The organism is Xanthomonas hortorum (genome assembly GCF_040279205.1).
GTDB classification, from domain to species: domain Bacteria; phylum Pseudomonadota; class Gammaproteobacteria; order Xanthomonadales; family Xanthomonadaceae; genus Xanthomonas; species Xanthomonas hortorum_F.
Genome location: NZ_JBEOLS010000035.1, coordinates 31,917 through 52,044 on the forward strand (window position 1 = coordinate 31,917; position 20,128 = coordinate 52,044).

The 20,128-nt window shown below is 66.5% G+C and carries 12 protein-coding genes; 10 read left to right on the forward strand and 2 right to left on the reverse strand.

Features of this window, described 5'->3' with window-relative positions; translation table 11 throughout:
• Nucleotides 1-33: 33 nt before the first annotated feature.
• Nucleotides 34-1,758: an ABC1 kinase family protein gene (locus ABS769_RS14180; RefSeq protein WP_317063045.1), complete on the reverse strand. Its 1,725-nt coding sequence runs from the start codon at nucleotides 1,756-1,758 to the stop codon at nucleotides 34-36.
• Nucleotides 1,759-1,887: 129 nt separating this feature from the next.
• Between ABS769_RS14180 and ABS769_RS14185 the strand changes: the two genes are divergently transcribed.
• Together ABS769_RS14185 and ABS769_RS14190 are read left to right on the forward strand one after the other, a co-directional pair.
• A complete protein-coding gene (locus tag ABS769_RS14185; RefSeq protein WP_317063044.1) occupies nucleotides 1,888-2,829 on the forward strand; it encodes a DUF808 domain-containing protein in 942 nt (313 codons plus the stop codon).
• 421 nt (nucleotides 2,830-3,250) lie between these two features.
• On the forward strand, nucleotides 3,251-4,555 hold the full coding sequence (locus ABS769_RS14190) for a glycoside hydrolase family 10 protein (RefSeq protein WP_317063046.1): 1,305 nt from the start codon (nucleotides 3,251-3,253) through the stop codon (nucleotides 4,553-4,555).
• Nucleotides 4,556-4,667: 112 nt separating this feature from the next.
• Here the strand turns inward: ABS769_RS14190 and ABS769_RS14195 are convergent, their stop codons facing one another.
• Complete coding sequence (locus ABS769_RS14195) at nucleotides 4,668-6,296, reverse strand: GGDEF domain-containing protein (protein ID WP_317063043.1); 1,629 nt, start codon at nucleotides 6,294-6,296, stop codon at nucleotides 4,668-4,670.
• 487 nt (nucleotides 6,297-6,783) lie between these two features.
• Between ABS769_RS14195 and glgA the strand changes: the two genes are divergently transcribed.
• From glgA to ABS769_RS14235, 8 genes are all read left to right on the forward strand, one after another.
• A complete protein-coding gene (gene glgA / locus ABS769_RS14200; protein WP_006449759.1) occupies nucleotides 6,784-8,367 on the forward strand; it encodes a glycogen synthase GlgA in 1,584 nt (527 codons plus the stop codon).
• Nucleotides 8,364-10,595 (forward strand): 1,4-alpha-glucan branching enzyme, encoded by a 2,232-nt coding sequence (locus tag ABS769_RS14205; RefSeq protein WP_317063042.1) that lies wholly within the window; start codon nucleotides 8,364-8,366, stop codon nucleotides 10,593-10,595. Before glgA ends, ABS769_RS14205 begins: the two co-directional genes overlap by 4 nt.
• A gap of 2 nt (nucleotides 10,596-10,597) precedes the next feature.
• On the forward strand, nucleotides 10,598-12,355 hold the full coding sequence (gene treZ / locus ABS769_RS14210) for a malto-oligosyltrehalose trehalohydrolase (protein ID WP_317063041.1): 1,758 nt from the start codon (nucleotides 10,598-10,600) through the stop codon (nucleotides 12,353-12,355).
• Entirely contained in the window at nucleotides 12,352-14,301 is a 1,950-nt protein-coding gene (locus tag ABS769_RS14215; RefSeq protein WP_317063040.1) for a 4-alpha-glucanotransferase, read from the forward strand. Before treZ ends, ABS769_RS14215 begins: the two co-directional genes overlap by 4 nt.
• A complete protein-coding gene (gene treY / locus ABS769_RS14220; protein WP_317063039.1) occupies nucleotides 14,298-16,901 on the forward strand; it encodes a malto-oligosyltrehalose synthase in 2,604 nt (867 codons plus the stop codon). The genes ABS769_RS14215 and treY overlap by 4 nt, the downstream gene beginning before the upstream one ends.
• A gap of 13 nt (nucleotides 16,902-16,914) precedes the next feature.
• Nucleotides 16,915-17,088, forward strand: a complete 174-nt coding sequence (locus tag ABS769_RS14225; protein WP_006449754.1) for a DUF2934 domain-containing protein — start codon at nucleotides 16,915-16,917, stop codon at nucleotides 17,086-17,088.
• Nucleotides 17,089-17,209: 121 nt separating this feature from the next.
• Entirely contained in the window at nucleotides 17,210-19,372 is a 2,163-nt protein-coding gene (glgX, locus tag ABS769_RS14230; protein ID WP_317063038.1) for a glycogen debranching protein GlgX, read from the forward strand.
• A gap of 16 nt (nucleotides 19,373-19,388) precedes the next feature.
• Entirely contained in the window at nucleotides 19,389-20,021 is a 633-nt protein-coding gene (locus ABS769_RS14235; protein WP_317063037.1) for an NAD(P)H-binding protein, read from the forward strand.
• Nucleotides 20,022-20,128 lie beyond the last annotated feature (107 nt).

Here is a 20,128-nt window from a genome sequence, read left to right on the forward strand (position 1 = left end):
TGCGCTCCTACGCGGGGGGGGGGGGGGGGGGCGCTATCGATGCCCGCGTTCTTCGCGTGCACGCACGCGGCGGTCGAAGAACAATGCACTGAGCACGATACCCAGACCCAGGAAGACCCCGAGCAGGAACAGCACCATCGCAATCGCCGGATAGCCCCACAGTTTCAGCCCGGTTTCGATGCGCATCATCTGTGCCGAGGCCATGATCAGCGCCGCCGTCACGATGCCGGCCGCCACCCGGTTGGCGATCTTCTGCAGGCTTTCCATCAGATGCGATTCTTCCAGCCCGGTGACGCGCATCTGCAGGCGGTTTTCTGCGGCCAGCGAGAGAATCTCGGACATGCGCCGCGGCCCTTCGCGCACCAGATGCTGCAGTTCCATCGCCTCGCTGGCCAGGTTGGCGGCGGACAGGGATTTTTTCAGGCGCGCACGCATCACGTGCTGCAGATGGCGCTCGACGATGCGGCGCGTATCCAGGTTGGGCGACAACGCGCGGCACACGCCTTCCAGATTCAATAGCGTCTTGCCGAGCAGGCTCAACTCCGGCGGCGTGCGCAGGCCGTTGGCGGTGGCGATGCGCACCAGATCCAGCACCACGCGGCCTTCTGAGGTGGCGTCGTGGGCGGCGTAGCGGGCGATCATCTGCCCGGTCTCGCGCTGGTAGCGGTCTTCGTCGTAATCCTCCAGCCGCGTGCTGAGCGCGATGGTCTCTTCGGCGACCTCTTCGCCGCGGCCATCGACGGCGGCGAACAGCAGCTTGAGCAAGCGCTCGCGCAGGCGCGGCGGCACGTGCGCGACCATGCCCAGGTCGAAGATCGCCAAGCGCCCGTCCTGCAGCACGCGCAGGTTGCCCGGATGCGGGTCGGCATGGATTTCGCCATGCACGAACATCTGGTCCAGATAGCCCTTGACCAGCTCCGCGGCCAGGGTGTCCATCGGCTGTTCGGTGCGACGCAGGCCGGAGATCTTGTCCACGCGCACGCCTTCGGCCAGCTGCATGGTGAGCACCTTGCGGCTGCTCAGGTCCCAGATCGGTTGCGGGATCCACAGCATCGGAAACGGCTTGAGGTGCTTGCCGAAGCGCACCAGCGTTTCGGCTTCGTCCTCGTAATTGAGTTCGGCGCGCAGGGTCTTGCCGAATTCGCCCAGCCAGTCGGCAAAGCGCACGCGGCGGCCGATGCCGGTCAGGCGGTCGGCGGCGGTGGCAAAGCTCTTGAGCACGTCCAGGTCCGAGCGCACCTGTGCGGCCACTTCGGGCTTTTGCACCTTGATCGCCACCGGGGTGCCGTCGCGCAAGGCGGCGCGGTGCACCTGCGCCAGCGAGGCGCAGCCCAGCGGCACCGGATCGAAAAACGAGAAGGCCTTGTTGACCGAGACGCCGAGTTCCTCTTCGATGATCTGGCGGATGCGCTCCACCGGCACCGAATTGGTGTTTTCCTGCATGCGCTCCAGCGCGGTGGCAAATTCCGGCGGCACGATGTCCGGGCGCGTGGACAGCATCTGGCCCAGTTTGACGAAGGTGGGGCCGAGTGCCTCCAGATCGGAGACGAATTGGTCCGGGGTGCCTTCGGCAGGCACTTCGTACTCGTTGATCGCCGCCGGGTCCAGGTTCATGCCGGCAAACACGCCCGAGCCGCGATAGCGCAGCAACAGGCGCAGGATCTGGGTACGCCGGCTCATGCCGCCGACCACGGCGTTATCGGCCGGGATCGCGGCCTGGGCCGGCGTGCGGGAAGGATCGTTCGGACTCAAGGCCATCTCCGGCACTCGTGCAATCGCTGAGTGTGGCCAGCGCTGGGTGGTGACGTGGTGAATCCGACGCAAGCCATCACCCCATGCGGGCGCTGGATCGGCGAGAATCCAGCGCCACCCACGAAGGACTCCCGCATGGCCGGTGCCAGCCTGTTCACCCTGCTCGACGACATCGCCACCCTGCTGGACGACGTTTCCATCCTGACCAAGGTCGCGGCCAAGAAGACCGCCGGCGTGCTCGGCGACGATCTGGCGCTCAACGCGCAGCAGGTGACCGGCGTGACCGCCGACCGCGAATTGCCGGTGGTGTGGGCGGTGGCCAAGGGCTCGCTGGTCAATAAGGTGATCCTGGTGCCGGCGGCGCTGGCGATCAGCGCGCTGGAAGCCTGGCTGCGCGGGCGCGGCTACAACGTGCCGCTGGTGATGCCGCTGATGATGATCGGCGGCGCCTACCTGTGCTTCGAGGGCGTGGAGAAGCTGGCGCACAAGTTCCTGCATAACGAAGAAGAAGAAGCGCAGCGGCATGCCGAACGCACCCGCGTGCTGGCCGACGAGAGCGTGGACGTGGTGGCGCTGGAGAAGGACAAGGTCAAGGGCGCGATCCGCACCGACTTCATCCTCTCGGCAGAGATCATCGTGCTGTCGCTGGGCGTGGTGGCCGGGGTGTCGTTCGGCCAGCAGGTCGCGGTGCTGGTGGCGATCGCGCTGGCGATGACCGTCGGTGTGTACGGCCTGGTCGCGGCGATCGTGAAGCTGGACGACCTGGGGTTGTACCTGACCAGCAAGGGCGCGGCGTTGGCGGCGTTGGGTCGCGGCATTCTGGTGGCCGCACCGTGGCTGATGAAGTTCCTGTCGGTGGCCGGCACGCTGGCGATGTTCCTGGTCGGCGGCGGCATCCTGGTGCACAACATCCCGGCGCTGCACCACGTCGTGCAGGACCTGACCAAGTCGGCTGGCGGCATGGGGTGGTTGGTCGATGCACTGGGCAACATGCTGGTTGGCGTGGTCGCTGGCGCGATCGTGCTGGGCGCGGTAATGCTGTTCCAGAAGCTGCGCGGGAAAAAACCGGCGCATTGACGCCGCATCACGGCCACCGGGTTGGGAGGCAACTCGGCACCGGTGTGGCATCGTTGGCTGGCGTCGGTCGAGCGCAATGGCAATGGCTGCCAACGATCCGCCAGTGACTGTCGGCCGTTTGCGAGTGTCCATCTGCACGATGGCGCCGCCGTTTCGGGCATTGCGTCACGGCGGCTGCGTACCTGACGAAGCGAAGTTCGTGATTCCGATGTTGCGCGCGTCTTCCGGCGGTCGCCATTGCTAGGGTGTGCTTCGTGGGTGGTATCGGAATGTGCTGCATGACGGCAGCCTGACGTAGAGACCGGGCCACGACTGCAGCAGCGCGATGCAGGAGGGATGCGTGAAGAAAACGGCTGAAGAACAAGACAACACGCATGCGGCGCGGCCTGCCGTGCAGCAGCCGGATCAAGCGCGCCAGGCAATGTCTGCAGCGGATCGGGATGCGGCACCTGCCGGCGGCTCCCCCGGCAGTGGTCGGCGGCGCTTTCTCGGTTTGGGCTCTGCAGTAATGGCTGCGGCCATCGTGGGCGTTCCAGCCAGCGCAGCCACGCCCGCGAGCGCTCAGATGCGCGCGACCTGGATCACCAGCGTGTTCAATCTCGACTGGCCGAGCGCTGCGTCCGCACGGATCGTCGACCCCGCCGAACGCATCGCGGTGCAGCAGCGGGAACTGCTGGCAATCGTCGATCAGGCCCAGGCGCTGCATCTGAATACATTGGTCTTTCAGGTCAAGCCCTGTGCCGATGCGCTGTACCGCTCGCGCATCCTGCCATGGTCGCCGGTCATGACCGGCGTTCTAGGCAAGGACCCGGGTTTCGACCCGCTGGCATTCTTGCTGCGGCATGCGCATGCGCGGGGCATTCAGGTGCATGCCTGGCTCAATCCCTATCGTGTTTCGACCGGCCTGGACCAGGCCACGCTGGATGCGTTTGCCACTGCGTCGAACGATTCGCCGCAGAGCGTCTATCTGCGCCACCCCGACTGGGTGGGCGTGGCGGCCAATCGGCTGGTGCTCGATCCCGGCATTCCGGCCGTGCGTCGCTGGATCTGTGGTGTGGTCGCTGAACTGGTGGCGTTCTACCGCGTGGACGGGGTGCAGTTCGATGACTACTTCTACACCGAATCGGCGCAGTCTCCCCTCGACGATGCACAGACCTACGCCGCCCATGGGGCCGGATTTGCCGACAAAGGGGATTGGCGCCGCGACAACACCTATCGATTGATGCGAGAGGTGGCCAGGACCATTCGGGCGATCAGGCCAGGGGTGGCATTTGGGGTCAGCCCGGCCGGGGTGTGGCGCAATCGTCAGGATGATCCGCTGGGCTCGGACACACAGGCCGGTGCGCCCGCATTCGATACCAGTTACGCCGATACCCGCCGTTGGGTTCGCGAAGAACTCGTGGACTACATCGTGCCGCAGATCTACTGGCCGCTGGCACGCCAGGCAGTGCGCTACGACACCATCGCACGCTGGTGGGCGGACACCGTGCGCGGTCGGCGCGTGCAACTCTATATCGGCATGGCGTTGTACAAGGTCGGCACTGCTAACGCACTGGAGCCGGATTGGACAGTAGATGGCGGTGTGCCCGAGATCGCCCGCCAGCTGGACGTGAATGCATCGCTACCTGAGGTTGGCGGCTGCATGTTGTTTCGCCACGGATTTCTCGCCGCAGCCCAGACGCAGCAGGTGGTGGACTATCTCACCCTGCGCTGGCAGCACCCTTGAAGCGACCGGCCAAGCGCCTGCCCAGCCGATGAACGGACGGAGGCCGCTGAATCGGCTTGTCCCATGCCGGCGTCGGGCCCGATGCGGGGACGCGCCCGTGGGCACCTGGCCGCTAATCCGCGCTGATCACCCGGTTCTTGCCGGCGGCCTTGGCCTCGTACATGGCGCGGTCGGCGCGGCGGATCACATCGTCCTGGGCTTCGTCGGGATGGCGTAGCGCCACGCCGCCGCTGAAGCTGACGAACACGCGCACGTCGTCGTGCAGCAGCGAGCGTTGGGCCAGGGCGCGCTGCAGACGGATCACCGCCGCGCTTGCCTCGAAGATGGTGGAGTCCGGCAGCAGCAGTACGAACTCTTCACCGCCGAAGCGGGCGATGGCATCGGTGGTGCGCAGCACCGACTTGGCCACGTCCACCGTATGCCGCAGCGCGGCGTCGCCGCCGGCATGGCCGTGGGTCTCGTTGAGGTGGCGGAAATCGTCCAGATCCAGCATCGCCACGCACAGCGGTTGCCCGCCGCGCTGCGTGCGTGCGGCCTCGCGCTGGAACAGCTCTTCGAAACCGCGTCGGTTGAGCGCGCCGGTGAGCTGGTCTTCGCGCACCAGCCCGGCCACGTCCTTGAGTTCCTGTTCGAGCGAGGCGATACGTTGCTCGGAGTCTTCGACCTGGCGACGGGCCGCCAGCAGTTCGTCGCGTGCGGCCAGCGCCTGCGCCTGCACCCCGGCGGTGTCCTGCAGCAGATCCTGCAACAGGCGATTGAGGTCCGGAATGCCGCGAGCGTCGCCGATCGCCTGCGAATAGCCGGCAACGCGATCGTGGTATTCGCCGGTGCTGGTGGCCATGCCGTCGAGCCGGTCGACGAAGGACACCATCATCTCGCGCATGGCGGTCTTGGAATCGGCGATGCCTTGCTTGAGCAGGCCTTGCTTGTAGATGACCTCGCGCAAGGTGCCGCGGGCCTGTTCGATCGAGTTGACGTCCAGCGGGCCGGAAATCAGTTGCCGCACCACCGAGATCTGGCCCTGCAGCCAGCTGCGGTCGTCGAGCAGTTCGCCCACGTTCTCCAGCAACAGGTCGAACAGGCCGAGCAACAGGTTCTGTTGCTCGCTGGCATCTTCAGCGCGCAGGCCGATCTGGTGGCTCAGCTCGCGCAGCCGCTGTTCCAGCGTGATCAGCTCATGCCCCGGGCGCCAGTGGCGCAGCGCCGAGGCCAGCGTCTGCGCCTCTTCGGCCAGCTCGGGGCTGCGTTGCAGCAGCGTGGCCAGTGCGTTGCCCAAGGCATGCCGCAACAGATCGCGCAGCTGTTCGGCCTCGGTGCGGCCTTCGGCCAGCGAATCGCCGGTGTCGACGGTGCGGATGTACTTGTCGATCAACTGGCGCAGGCCGCGGCCGTAGCCAGGCCAGTCGCCGGCCGCGTAGGCCGCGCTCAGGCGCACACCCATGTCGCCGAGTTCGCCGTGCAGGCTGGCGATGCCTTCGGCAAACGACAGCAACAAGGCTTCCGGATGCGACGCATGCGAGAACAGGCGTATCAGCAAGGCAGTGGCGGCGGCAGGATCGTGCGCGCCGGATTTGGTCTTGGCCGGCACCAATTGATGCGCCGCCAGGCCTTGCCCACCGCGCTCGCCGCTCAGCACTGCCGGCAAGGCCGCAGCCGGGCGCGCGCTGTCCGCCCCGCCCCAGGGCAACAGGCGGCGCAGCCCGCCACGCGGGCGGCTTGGGAGTTCAGGCTGGTCTGCCATGCGCCAGGGTCTCGAAAGTCGTAGTGCTATCGCTCGTTATCGGCGCGCAGGCGGTGCGCTTAAGCAGACTGGACAAGGGTGCGCCCAACCAGCATGCGCGCCTCCGCCTGGCAGTGGTACGCCAGCTGCTGCGAGTATGCGAATGAACAAGTCATGTAAGTGAGGGCGGGCGCCGCCGAGAGATCCCGCTTTCGGTGCATTGCAGTGCTGGTGCACCGATAGAGGCACGTCATCGCCCTGCAATGTGCGGCTTATGCCTGCGTGCATGCGCAACCATGCGCAACGGAATGTCGGTTGTCGCAGAAAAGTCAGCACGTATTCACGCATTTTTTATTTGGTTGGGGTGTAGATTCATCTCCAAGGACAACGTGGAGTACGCGCGTCATCCCCGCTCCTCATTCGCAGCAGGTCGCCTGGCCGTAGTGGCAGACGATGGTTTCCGCTTCGCTGTTTTTCCGTCTCCACCCACTTTACGACGGACGTTTAGATGGTTGCCATGATGCCGCTGCACGCTACTACCGCACGCTTAGAGCGAAGCACGATGATCCCTACTCTGAAGAAGAGCGGGCGACCGCGCGATGCACGCGGGCGTTTCATCCGGCACCACGAGCGCCTGCCGGTCTCGCTGGCCGACACGCGTGGTGCGCTGTTCGTGGTGTCGGAGATGGCGGACTTCATCAAGGCCGGCGGTCTGGGCGATGTGGCCGCGGCGCTGCCACGCGCGCTGCGCCACCGTTACGACGTGCGGGTGTTGATCCCCGGCTATCGCGCGGTGCTGGCACGCGCCGGCAAGGTGGAGATCGTCGGCCGGGTGCTGGCGCATGCTGCGCTGCCGGCCTGCGACATCGGCCGCATCGTGCAGTCCGATGGCCTGCCGATCTACATCCTGTTGTCCAAGGAACTGTTCGAACGCGACGGCTCACCGTATGTGAGCACCAGTGGTTCGGAGTTCGAAGACAATGCGATCCGCTTCGCCACCTTGTCGCATGCCGCCGCGCAGATTGCCGCCGGCCATGCCGGATTGGGCTGGAAGCCGCGCCTGCTGCACTTGAACGACTGGCCGTGCGCGTTGGCGGCAGCCTATGTGCGTTGGTCCGGCGGCACCACGCCGTGCCTGTTGACCATCCATAACCTGGCCTATCAGGGCCTGGTGCCGTATTCGATGGCCGCCGCGCTGGGTATCCCCGCCGAGCGGGTAGCCGAGCTGGAGTTCTACGGGCAGATGTCGTTCCTGCGCGGCGGCATCGTGCATGCCGACCACGTCAACACCGTCAGCGTCAGCTATGCCCAGCAGATCACTGGCCCGGCACAGGGCTGCGGGCTGGATCGCCTGCTGGCCGGCCGTGCAGCCAAGGGCGCGCTCACCGGTATCGTCAACGGCATCGACGCCAGCTGGGATCCGCGTACCGACGCACATCTGGATGCGCATTTCAGCGTCAATCATTGGCAGGGCCGTCAGGCCAACGCCGCGCAGGTGCGCAAGGCTTTCGGGCTGCGTGAAAGCACCGGCCCGTTGTTTGCGGTGGTCTCGCGGCTGGTGCATCAGAAAGGTCTGGACCTGATCTGCGAGGTCGCCCCGCAGATCGTGGCGGCCGGCGGCCAGATCGCAGTGATCGGCGGCGGCGAGCCGGAGATCGAGCAACAGGTTGCCGAGCTGACCCGGCGTTATCCCGGCCAGGTCGGTGCCTTCATCGGTTTTGAAGAAGGCCTGGCGCGGCGCATGTTCGCCGGTGCCGACTTCCTGCTGATGCCCTCGCGCTTCGAGCCCTGCGGGCTGAGCCAGATGTACGCGCAGCGCTTCGGCTGCCTGCCGATCGCGCACGCCACCGGCGGCCTGATCGACACGGTGGATGACGGTGTCACCGGCTTCCTGTTCCAGCAGGCGAGTGTGGAGGCCTTGCGCCGCTGCCTGGAGCGCGCCTTCCGCACCTTCCGCCTGCCCAGCCTGCTGTCGGCGATGCGCCGCGCCGCGATGCTGCGCCCCAGCGGTTGGGATGTGGCGGGCAAGAAGTACCTCTCCCTCTACGAACGCACCGCCGCCACCGCGCCCGCGCTTGCGACGGTGTCATGAGCGAACGGTTGGGCGTGCAGGGGCAGGAGACGGAAGCAGCGGCGGTGAGCATGGAAGAGGCGTCCGAAGTCATGCGGTGCGTGCAGGCGCTGGCCGATGGATTGCCCGCCGATGCCTTCGCGGTACTGGGCCCGCACACGCAGGCCGACGGCCGCCGCCTGGTGCGCGTGCTGGCACCCGGGGCCGAGGCGATGGGGCTGATCGATCCGCGCGGCAAGTTGTTGGCACGCATGCAGCCCGGCGCGATCGAGGGTGTGTTCGAAGGCATGTTGGCGGTGGAGGGCCCTTACCGGCTGCGCATCGTCTGGCCGGACGTGGTGCAGGAGATCGAAGACCCGTACGCGTTTGCCGCCACGCTGGATGAGTCGGTGCTGCTGCAGATTGCCGCAGGCGATGGCCAGGCGCTGCGCAGCGCCTTGGGCGCGCGGCATCTGCACTGCAACGACGTGCCGGGCGTGCGCTTCGCCGTGTGGGCGCCGCACGCGCAGCGTGTGGCAGTGGTCGGCGACTTCAACGGCTGGGACCTGCGCCGGCATCCGATGCGCCAGCGGATCGGCGGCTTCTGGGAGCTGTTCCTGCCGCGCGTGGAAGCCGGTACCCGCTACAAGTACGCCATCACTGCCGCCGACGGCCGCGTGCTGCTCAAGGCCGACCCGGTGGCGCGTCAAAGCGAATTGCCGCCTGCCACGGCCTCGGTGGTACCGGGCGCCGCAGCGTTCGCGTGGACCGATGCTGCCTGGATCGCTTCGCGCGATGCGAGTGCGGCGCCGGCGCCACTGTCGATCTACGAAGTGCACGCCGCCTCCTGGCGCCGCGATGGGCATGACCAGCCGCTGGATTGGCCGGCACTTGCCGCACAACTGATTCCGTATGTGCAGCAGCTCGGCTTCACCCATATCGAGCTGCTGCCGATCACCGAGCATCCGTTCGGTGGCTCGTGGGGCTATCAACCGCTGGGCCTGTACGCGCCGACCGCGCGGCATGGCAGCCCGGATGGGTTTGCCCAATTCGTCGACGCCTGCCATTGCGCCGGCATCGGCGTGATCCTGGATTGGGTCAGCGCGCACTTCCCCGATGATGCGCACGGCCTGGCGCAGTTCGATGGCGCCGCCCTGTACGAACATGCCGACCCGCGCGAAGGCATGCATCGCGACTGGAATACGCTGATCTACAACTACGGCCGGCCGGAAGTGACCGCCTACCTGCTGGGCAGCGCGCTGGAGTGGATCGACCACTACCACCTCGATGGTCTGCGCGTGGATGCGGTGGCCTCGATGCTGTACCGCGACTACGGCCGCGCCGAAGGCGAATGGGTGCCCAACGCGCATGGCGGCCGCGAGAATCTGGAGGCCGTCGCTTTCCTGCGCCAGCTCAACAGCGAGATCGCCACGCGCTTTCCCGGCGTGCTGACCATCGCCGAAGAATCCACCGCCTGGCCGGGCGTGACCGCGCCGATCAGCGAAGGCGGCCTGGGCTTTACGCACAAATGGAACATGGGCTGGATGCACGACACGCTGAGCTATATGCAGCGCGATCCGGCCGAGCGCGCGCAGCACCACAGCCAGCTGACCTTCGGCCTGGTCTACGCGTTCTCCGAACGCTTCGTGCTGCCGCTCTCGCATGACGAAGTGGTGCATGGCACCGGTGGTCTGCTCGGTCAGATGCCGGGAGATGACTGGCGGCGCTTCGCCAATCTGCGCGCCTATCTGGCGCTGATGTGGGCGCATCCGGGCGACAAACTGCTGTTCATGGGTGCCGAATTCGGCCAATGGCGCGACTGGAATCACGACCAATCGCTGGACTGGCATTTGCTGGATGGCGCCCCGCATCGAGGCGTGCAACAACTGGTGGGCGATCTCAACGCGGCCTTGCGTCGCGTGCCGGCGTTATATCGCGGCCACCATCGCGCCGACGGCTTCGACTGGAGCGTGGCCGACGATGCGCGCAACAGCGTGCTGGCCTTCATCCGCCACGATCCCGATGGCGGCGCACCCTTGCTGGCGGTGAGCAACCTCACCCCGCAACCGCTTCACGACTATCGCGTTGGCGTGCCGCGTGCCGGCGGCTGGCGCGAAATCCTCAACACCGACAGTGCCCATTACGGCGGCAGCAATCTCGGCAACAGCGGTCGCCTTGCGACCGAGCCGATGGGCATGCACGGGCACGCACAACGCCTGCGCCTGACCTTACCGCCGCTGGCCACGATCTATCTGCAAGCGGAGAAATAACAATGAACGAGCGCAACGACACCCTGCCGGCATGGGGCGCATGGCCAGCGGGTGAGGGACAGGTGCGCTTTGCGCTCTGGGCACCGGATGCCAAGGGCGTGGATGTGGTCTTCGACGACGGCGTGCGTCGCGCGCTGCACGCCGGGCAGGATGGGTTTTTCACTGCGCTGATCGACTGCGCCGCCGATGCGCGCTATCGCTACAGCGTCGATGGCGGCGAGCCGGTGCCGGACCCGGCCTCGCGCTGGCAGCCCGAGGGCGTGCATGGCCCCAGCGCCGTGCAGCGCAGCGATGGCTACGCCTGGCAGAACACCCAGTGGCAGGGACGGCCGTGGGACGAGGCGGTGATCTACGAACTGCATGTCGGCACCTGCGGCGGCTATGCCGGTGTGCAGGCGCAATTGCCACAGCTGGCGGCGATGGGCATCACCGCGATCGAGCTCATGCCGTTGAGCGCGTTTCCGGGTGCGCATAACTGGGGCTACGACGGCGTGTTGCCGTACGCACCGGTGGAAGCCTATGGCACGCCGGACGAATTGAAGGCATTGATCGATGCCGCGCACGGGCATGGCCTGATGGTGTTGCTGGACGTGGTCTACAACCACTTCGGCCCGGACGGCAATTATCTGCACAGCTACGCCGCCCCGTTCTTCAACGAGGACAAGCCCACCCCATGGGGCGCGGCGATCGATTTCCGCAAGCCGCAGGTGCAGCGTTACTTTCTCGACAACGCGCTGATGTGGTTGCACGAGTATGGCTTCGACGGTCTGCGTCTGGATGCGGTGCATGCGATCACCCCGAACGCCTTCCTGGACACCTTGCGCGAGACCGTGCAGGCCAGTCTGCCGGCCGGTCGCCATGTGCATCTGGTGCTGGAGAACGAATTCAACCAGGCCTCGCAGCTGCAACGCGGTTACACCGCGCAATGGGACGACGACTTCCACAACGCCTTGCATGTGTTGCTGACCGGTGAGGAAGAAGGCTATTACGCCGCGTTCGCCGATCAACCGACCCAGCATCTGGCGCGGGTGCTGGGCGAAGGCTTCGCCTATCAAGGCCAGCCGGATCCGCGTGGACATGTGCGCGGCGAGCCGAGCGGGGCGTTGCCGCCGCACAAGTTCGTGATCTTTGCGCAGAACCACGACCAGATCGGCAACCGTGCGCGTGGCGAGCGGCTGAGCGTGCTGGTGTCGCAACAACGCTTGCGCGCCGCACTGGCGTTGACCGCGCTGACGCCGATGATTCCGCTGTTTTTCATGGGCGAACCGTGGGGCGCCACGCAGCCGTTCCTGTTCTTCACCGATTTCGGCCCGCCGCTGGACGATGCGGTGCGCGAAGGCCGTCGCCGCGAGTTTGCCCACTTCGCCGCATTCGCCGACGAAGCGCAGCGCGCCACCATTCCCGATCCGAACAGCCACGCCACCTTCGCCGCTTCGCGCTCGCCGATCGAAGACGCCGCGCAGGGCGAAGGCGCGCAGTGGACAGCCTGGTTCAAGGCGCTGCTGGGCGTGCGCCGCCAGTGGCTGGTACCGGGGCTTGCACAGGCGCGCGCGCTGGGCGCCAGCGTGCTGGCCGATGGCGCAGTGACCGCCAGCTGGGGACTGCCCGACGGGCTGTGGCATATCGCCTTCAACGTCGGTGCCTCGGCGGTGCCGATGCCGCCGCTGCGCGGCCGCGTGGCGCATGTCGAAAACGTCGCTGCCGATGCGCAGGAATTGCCGGTCGATGGCTTCATCGCCTGGCAAGAGGAGCGCGCATGAGTACGCGCGATCTGAGCAGGGCGGATCTGCACACGCTGGCCGCAGCGGCCGGGGTGATGGTGGATTGGGTGGATGCCAGCGACCAGCCACGGCAGGTGTCCGAACAGTCGCTGCATGCGGTGCTCACTGCGCTGGAACTGCCTGCCGCCACCGCTGCGCAACGCGAAGACAGCCTGCGCCGCTGCAAGGCCCAGGCGATCGAGCCTGCACCGTTGTTGACCGTACAGGTGGCCGCGCTATTGCCCGTGTCGGTTGCCCCTGATGCCAGCGGCCGTTGGGTGGACGACAGCGGTGCCAGCGAGCAAGCGCGTGCGGATGCGCAAGGACAGGTGCGCGCACCGCAGCGTTTCGGTTACTGGACGCTGCAGATCGGCGAGCTGACCCAGCAGGTCGCAGTGGCGCCGCAACGCTGCTTCAGCGTGGCCGATGCCTGCGGATTGCCGGCACCGCGTGCCTGGGGCATGGCGCTGCAGGTGTATTCGGCGCGCAGCATCGACGACGGTGGTATTGGTGACGCGTCCGGCACGGTGGAGTGGGTGCGGCATGCCGCGCTGGCTGGTGCCGATGCATTGGCATTGAGCCCGGTGCATGCCTCGCGCCCGGTCACCAGCGGCTACAGCCCGTATTCGCCCAGCGACCGTCGCTTTCTGGATCCATTGCATGCCGCGCCCGTGCGCGTACTGGGCGAACTGGCACTGGATGCAATCAACGAAGTGCCTGGGCTGCGCGAGCGTTTCGATACGCTGCATCACAGTGCATTGATCGACTGGCCGGCGTCTGCGCAAGCCAAGTGGCAATTGCTGCGTCATCTGTACACACGCGTCGCAGCAGATCACGCCGACCTGGTCGCGTTTCGTACCGAGGGCGGCGCTGCGTTGGAGGGCTTTGCACGCTTTGCCGCGCAGGATTTCGGCGATGGCGATCCGCAGCTGCATGTATTCACGCAATGGCTGGCAGCACGCAGTTGGTCGGATGCACAGCGCGAGGCGCACGAGCGTGGCATGAAGATCGGCTTGATCGCCGATCTGGCCGTGGGCTTCGACCCGAATGGTGCCGAAGCTGCGGCCGCCGCAGATACCGTGTTGCGTGGCCTGGTGCTGGGCGCACCGCCGGATGCCTTCAATGCCGATGGTCAGCATTGGGGCATCGGCGCGTACTCGCCCACCGCATTGCGACGCAGCGGCTACGCGCCGTATATCGCGCTGCTGCGCGCGGTATTGCGCGACCGTGGCGGCATCCGTATCGACCATATTCTGGGGCTGTTGCGGCTGTGGGTGGTGCCCGAAGGCGCCAGCTCCAATGAGGGCGCGTATCTGGCCTATCCGCTGCACGATCTGCTCAATCTGCTCGCGCTGGAATCGTGGCGGCATCGCACGATCGTGATCGGCGAAGACCTCGGCGTGGTGCCGCCCGGCATCCGCGAAGAACTGTCGCGAAGGGGAGTGATGGGCATCGATGTGTTGATGTTCACCCGCGACGACAACGGCGCCTTTGTGTCGCCGGCGTTGTGGCGGCCGGATGCGGTGGCCACCACCACCACGCACGATCTGCCCACCTTGACCGGCTGGCGCGAAGGCCGCGATATCGATTGGCGACGCAAGCTGGAACTGATCAAGCCCGCGCAGGCGAGCGACGATGCCACCGCGCGCAGCAAGGATCTTGCACGTCTGGATGCGGCGGTCGAACACGCCGGCCTGACCGCGGCAGACGACCCGCTGCTGGGCGCGCTGCGCTTCACCGCCAGCAGCGTGTCGCCCCTGGCCTTGCTGCCGGTGGAAGACGCGCTGGCGCTGGAAGAACAACCCAATCTGCCGGGCACCGTCGAGGTCCATCCCAACTGGCGTCGACGCCTGCCCGATCCCTTGCCGCATGCGCGCCTGAGTACGGCGCTGCAGGGCTTTGCCGAGGCGCGTCGCGTCGCGGCTGTTTCGGAACCGCATCCATGATCGACCTTCGCGCCACCGCCCGCCTGCAGCTGCATGTCGGCTTCACCCTGCACGATGCGCTCACGCAGGTGCCGTATTACGCCGGCCTCGGCATCAGCCATCTGTACCTGTCGCCGATCGGCACTGCGGTGCCGGGCTCGACCCACGGCTACGACAATATCGACCCGACCGTGGTCAATCCCGAACTCGGCGGCGAAGACGCGCTGATCGCCCTGTCGCAGGCCGCGCGCGAACACGGCATGGGCCTGATTGCCGATATCGTGCCCAACCACATGGCCACGCATGCGCACAATGCGTGGTGGTGGGATGTCTTGCGCAACGGCCGCAGCGCCAAACATGCCGACTGGTTCGACATCGACTGGCGCGCCCCGGGCCGCGATGGCAAATTGTGGCTGGCGGTGCTGGATCGCCCGTATGCCACCGCACTGGCCGAAGGCCTCATCACGCTGGTGGTCGAGGAAGACGGCAGTGCCGCATTGGCGCATTACGACCAGCGTTACCCGATCCGTCCGCAGACGCTGGAGGTGCCGGAAAAGGCCGCGCGTGCGCAGTGGTTGCGCGACTACAACGACGGCGCCAAACGCGGCGATGGCCGCCTGCACAAGCTGATCGAACGCCAGCCATATCGTTTGAACTGGTGGCGCGTTGGCAACGACATGCTCAACTACCGCCGCTTCTTCGATATCACCTCGTTGGTGGCATTGCGGGTGGAGCTGCCGGCGGTGTTCGACGCGGTGCATGCCTTGCCGCTGCGGTTGGTGGCCGAGGGCCATCTGGATGGCTTGCGTATCGATCACGTCGATGGCCTCACCGACCCCACCGGTTATGTGCGCAAGCTGCGTAGCCGGCTGGATGCGGCCGGTCGTCAGCGCGGGCTCAAGCCCGGCACGCTGGCCTTGTATCTGGAAAAGATTCTGGCCCCCGGCGAAGCCTTGCCGGCCGACTGGCCCTGCGATGGCACCACCGGTTACGACTTCATGGACCAGGTGGGCGGCGTGCTGCACGACGCGGCTGGTTTCAAGCCGCTGGCGCGTGCCTGGCAGAAGGTGAGCGGACGTAGTGGCGATTTCGCCCAGGAAGAACGCGCAGCACGCGACGAGATCCTGCGTGGCCCGCTGCAGACAGAGTTCAATCGCGCCGTGGGTGCACTGTCGGCATTGGCACGGCTGGACCCGCCAACGCGCGAGTTCAGCCCGCAGATGCTGGCGCGCGGCCTGTGCGTGTTGCTGCGCTGGTTCCCTGTGTACCGCACCTACGCCGGTGCCAAGGGCGTGACCGGCAGCGAAGCCGAGCGTCTGCGCGCCACTGCCGCGCGCGCGCGCGAGGGCATGCCGGAATCCATAGTTGCGGCAGTCGATGCGATCGAGCGCTGGTTGCTCGACGATGCCGGCGCCGATCGCGCGCAGATCGCCTTGCGGCGCATCCTGCGTCGTCGCGTGGAGCAGTTGTCCGCACCGCTCAATGCCAAGTCGGTGGAAGACACCGCGTTCTATCGGCACGGCGTGCTGCTGTCGCGCAACGAGGTCGGCAGCCATCCGACCCACTTCGCCAATGAAGCGGCCGAGTTCCATGCGCAGAATCAAGAGCGCGCCAAACATTTCCCACGCGCGCTGCTGGCCACCGCCACGCACGACCACAAGCGCGGCGAAGACCTGCGCATGCGGTTGGCGGTGCTGTCCGAGCAACCGCGCTGGTGGATCGAACAGAGCACGCAGTTCGATACCTTGACCGAGGCACTGGAATCGCCTGCATTGGCCGGTGGCGACCAGCAGATGCTGTGGCAGACCCTGGTGGCCGCTTGGCCGATCGGCCTGGGCGCCGATCAGACCGAACCGCTGGCCGCGTACGCCGAGCGCATCGCGCAATGGCTGCTCAAGGCCGTGCGCGAGGCCAAGTTGCACACCAGCTGGACCGACGGCTCGCCGGCCTACGAACAGGCCGTGCAAGCCACCGTGGAGCAGGTGTTGTGCAGCCGCGCCGGGCTGCCGCTGCGGCGTGCGCTGCTGCGTGCCAGTAACCACATGGCCGCCGCCGGCGCGCGCAATGCGCTGGTGCAAACCACGTTGCGCCTGACCGTGCCGGGCGTGCCCGATCTGTATCAGGGCACCGAAGGCTGGGATCTGTCGCTGGTGGATCCGGACAACCGCCGTCCGGTCGATTATGTGCAGCGCCAGCAATGGCTGGCGCAGGCGCGCGACTGGAACACGCTGCTGCGCAGCTGGCGCGATGGCGCGGTCAAGGCGCGTCTCACTGCGCTGCTGTTGCAGCTGCGTGCCGAACATCCGGCGTTGTTCGCGCAGGGCGACTATCAGCCGCTCAACGTTGCGGTCAGTGGCGATGCGCAGGTGCTGGCGTTCCGTCGTCAGTACCGCGGCCAGTCGCTGGTGGTGGCGGTCACGCGACTGGGTGCCGGTGACCAGGCCGAGGGCGATCTGCCGCTGCTGGTGCCGCCGGCACGTTGGGGTCAGGCGGCGTTGGCATTGCCGCAAGGCACATACCGTAATGTGCTCGATGGCAGCACGTTGCAGCCGCAGCAAGGCCGCCTGGCGCTATCCACGCTGTTTGCACGCGCGCCGGTGGCAGTGTTGACGACCCCCTAAGAGAACGTACGCAATGAACGACACGCAACGGCAGGCGCGACTTCGCCAGTTGGCACAGGAGATCTGGGAGGCCGAAGGCCGCCCGGACGGGCATGCGGCCCGTCATTGGGCCATGGCCGAGCGCCTGGTGGACGCCGAAGAACGCGCCGCCGAACAGGCCAACCCGCCCGTCACTGCACGTCAGTAACGGTGCCTCTGTCATCTTGCATGGTGCACCCTGCTGGCCGCGCCATGCAGGGTTGAACGTGCACCCGCACGCATTCGTATTCGCTCACTGGTTTTGAGTTCACCGTTTTCAGGAGTTATCGATGGCCACTCGCAAGTTCACGCAACGCTCGCGCATCCGCGAAGGCCGTCCCAATCCGCTCGGCGCCACCTGGGACGGGTTGGGCGTCAACTTCGCGTTGTACTCGCGCAACGCCACCCGCGTGGAACTGTGTCTGTTCGACGAGCGTGGCCGCGAGCAGGAGCGCCTGGCGCTGCCCGAATACACCGATGAGGTCTGGCACGGCTATCTGCCCGACGCGCGCCCCGGCCAGTTGTACGGTTACCGTGTACACGGGCCTTACGCGCCCGATGCCGGTCATCGCTTCAACCACAACAAATTGCTGCTGGACCCGTATGCCAAGCAGATCGTCGGCGAGCTCAAATGGGCGCCGCATCTGTTCGGCTACACCATCGGCCATCGCGACAAGGATTTGAGTTTCGATCGTCGCGACAGCGCCGCGTTCATGCCCAAATCCGCCGTGATCGACCCGGCCTTCACCTGGGGCCAGGACCGCCCGCCGCAGACGCCGTGGAACCGCACGGTGATCTACGAAGCGCACGTGCGCGGGCTGAGCATGCTGCACCCGGCGGTGCCGCCGGAAGATCGCGGCACGTTCTCGGCCTTGAAGACCGACGAGTTGATCGACCACATCAGCTCACTCGGCGTCACCGCGGTGGAACTGCTCCCCGTGCACGCCTTCGTCGACGATCAATACCTGCTGGAAAAAGGCCTGCGCAATTACTGGGGCTACAACACGCTGGGGTTCTTCGCACCGCAGGCGCGTTACATGTCCACGCGCACCGTGGCCGAGTTCAAGCAGATGGTGGCGCGCCTGCATCACGCCGGGCTGGAAGTGCTGCTGGACGTGGTCTACAACCACACCGCCGAAGGCAACGAGCTCGGGCCAACGCTCTCGTTCAAGGGCATCGACAACGCCAGCTACTACCGCTTGGCCGACGATCGCCGCTTCTACATCAACGACACCGGTACCGGGAACACCTTCGATCTGACCAACGTTGGCGCGCTGCGTATGGTGATGGATTCGCTGCGTTACTGGGTGCAGGAAATGCACGTCGATGGCTTCCGTTTCGATCTGGCCACCATCCTCGGCCGCGAGCGTTACGGCTTCGATCCCTCGGGCAGCTTTCTTGATGCGGTGCGCCAGGACCCGGTGCTGAGCCAGACCAAGCTGATTTCCGAGCCCTGGGACATCGGCCCGGGAGGCTACCAGGTCGGCAATTTCCCGCCGGGCTGGGTGGAGTGGAACGACAAGTTCCGCGACAACGTGCGCGCGTTCTGGCGCGGCGATGGCGGCCAGCTGGCCGAGTTGGCCACGCGCCTGACCGGCTCGGCCGATCTGTTCAACCACAGCGGTCGCCGCCCCACCGCCTCGGTCAATTTCGTCACCGCGCACGATGGCTTCACCCTGCGCGACCTGGTCAGCTACGAGGGCAAGCACAACTTTGCCAACGGCGAAGAGGGCAGGGACGGGAGCGACCACAATATCTCGGCCAATTACGGCGTCGAAGGCGACACCAACGACCCGGCGATCAAGCAGCTGCGGCGTCAGCAGATGCGCAATCTGCTCGCCACGCTGTTGCTGTCGCAAGGCACGCCCATGCTGCTGGCCGGCGATGAATTCGGCCACAGCCAGAACGGCAACAACAACGCGTATTGCCAGGACAACGAACTGACCTGGATCGACTGGACGGCTGCCACCAAGGCCGCCGCCGCCGATCAGGCCGCGTTCGTGCGGCGGTTGATCCGCATCCGTCAGCGGTATCCGCTGCTGCATCGCGCCCGCTTCTTCGACGGCAAGTTCGACGAAGCGCTGGGCCTGAAGGATCTCACCTGGCTGGCGCCCAACGGCCAGGAAATGGACGAAGCCGGCTGGCACGACCCGGAAGCGCGCGCGCTGATGCTGCGCCTGGATGGCCGCTCGCCGACCACCGGCCTGCGCGAAATCGCCGCCAACGTGACCTTGCTGATGCTGATCAATGCCGCCTCCACCAGCGTGGCGTTCACGCTGCCGGCGATGCACGACGAACACTGGCGCGTGCTTGTCGACACCGCACGCCACGGCGGCCGCGTGGTGGCCGGTGGCAGCGAATGGAAGGCGCCAGCGCACTCGTTGACCTTGTTGGCGGTGGAGCGCGATCGCATCGCCAGCAGTGCGCGCATCGTCTCCGAGGGCGCACGCTGATGGCAGGAGCGTACTGATGGACGTGTTGTTGGCAGGGGCGACCGGCCTGGTCGGCAAACACGTCTTGCAACAGTTACTGGCCGACGCGCGCTGCACCGGCGTCGTTGCGATCACGCGTCGGCCGTTGACGCAGATCCATCCCAAGCTGCGCAACCAGGTGATCGATTTCGATCGCCTGGACAACTGGACCGCGCCGCGCATGGAAGCAGCCATCTGCGCCCTGGGCAGCACCCTGAAACAGGCCGGCTCGCGCGAGGCGTTCTATCGCATCGATCACGGTTACCCGATGGCGCTGGCACGCGCCGCTTGCGCGCAGGGCACCTCGGTGTTCGTCCTGAATTCGGCGGCCGGCGCCGATGCGCACTCGCGCATCTTCTATAACCGCGTCAAAGGCGAACTGGAACGCGACCTGCGCGCAGTCGGCTTCCCCTCGCTCACCTTCGTACGCCCCGGTTTGATCGGCGGCGAGCGCGAAGAGCGGCGTACCGGCGAACATATCGGCAGCCTCGTACTGGGCGCGCTCGGCCCGCTGCTACCACGCCGCTATCGCATCAACCCGGCCGAACGGATCGCTGCGGCAATGGTGAGCGCCGCGCTGGCACCGGCGCGTGGGGAGCACAGCGTCGAGGCGGCGGAGTTGGTTGGCTGACGAGGTGTCGCCGCCTCGTCACGCGATAGCCGATGGTTGTCCGTTTCCTCGTAGGAGCGCGCTTGCGCGCGATGGGGCGTTATCGGTAACGCCTCATCGCGCGCAAG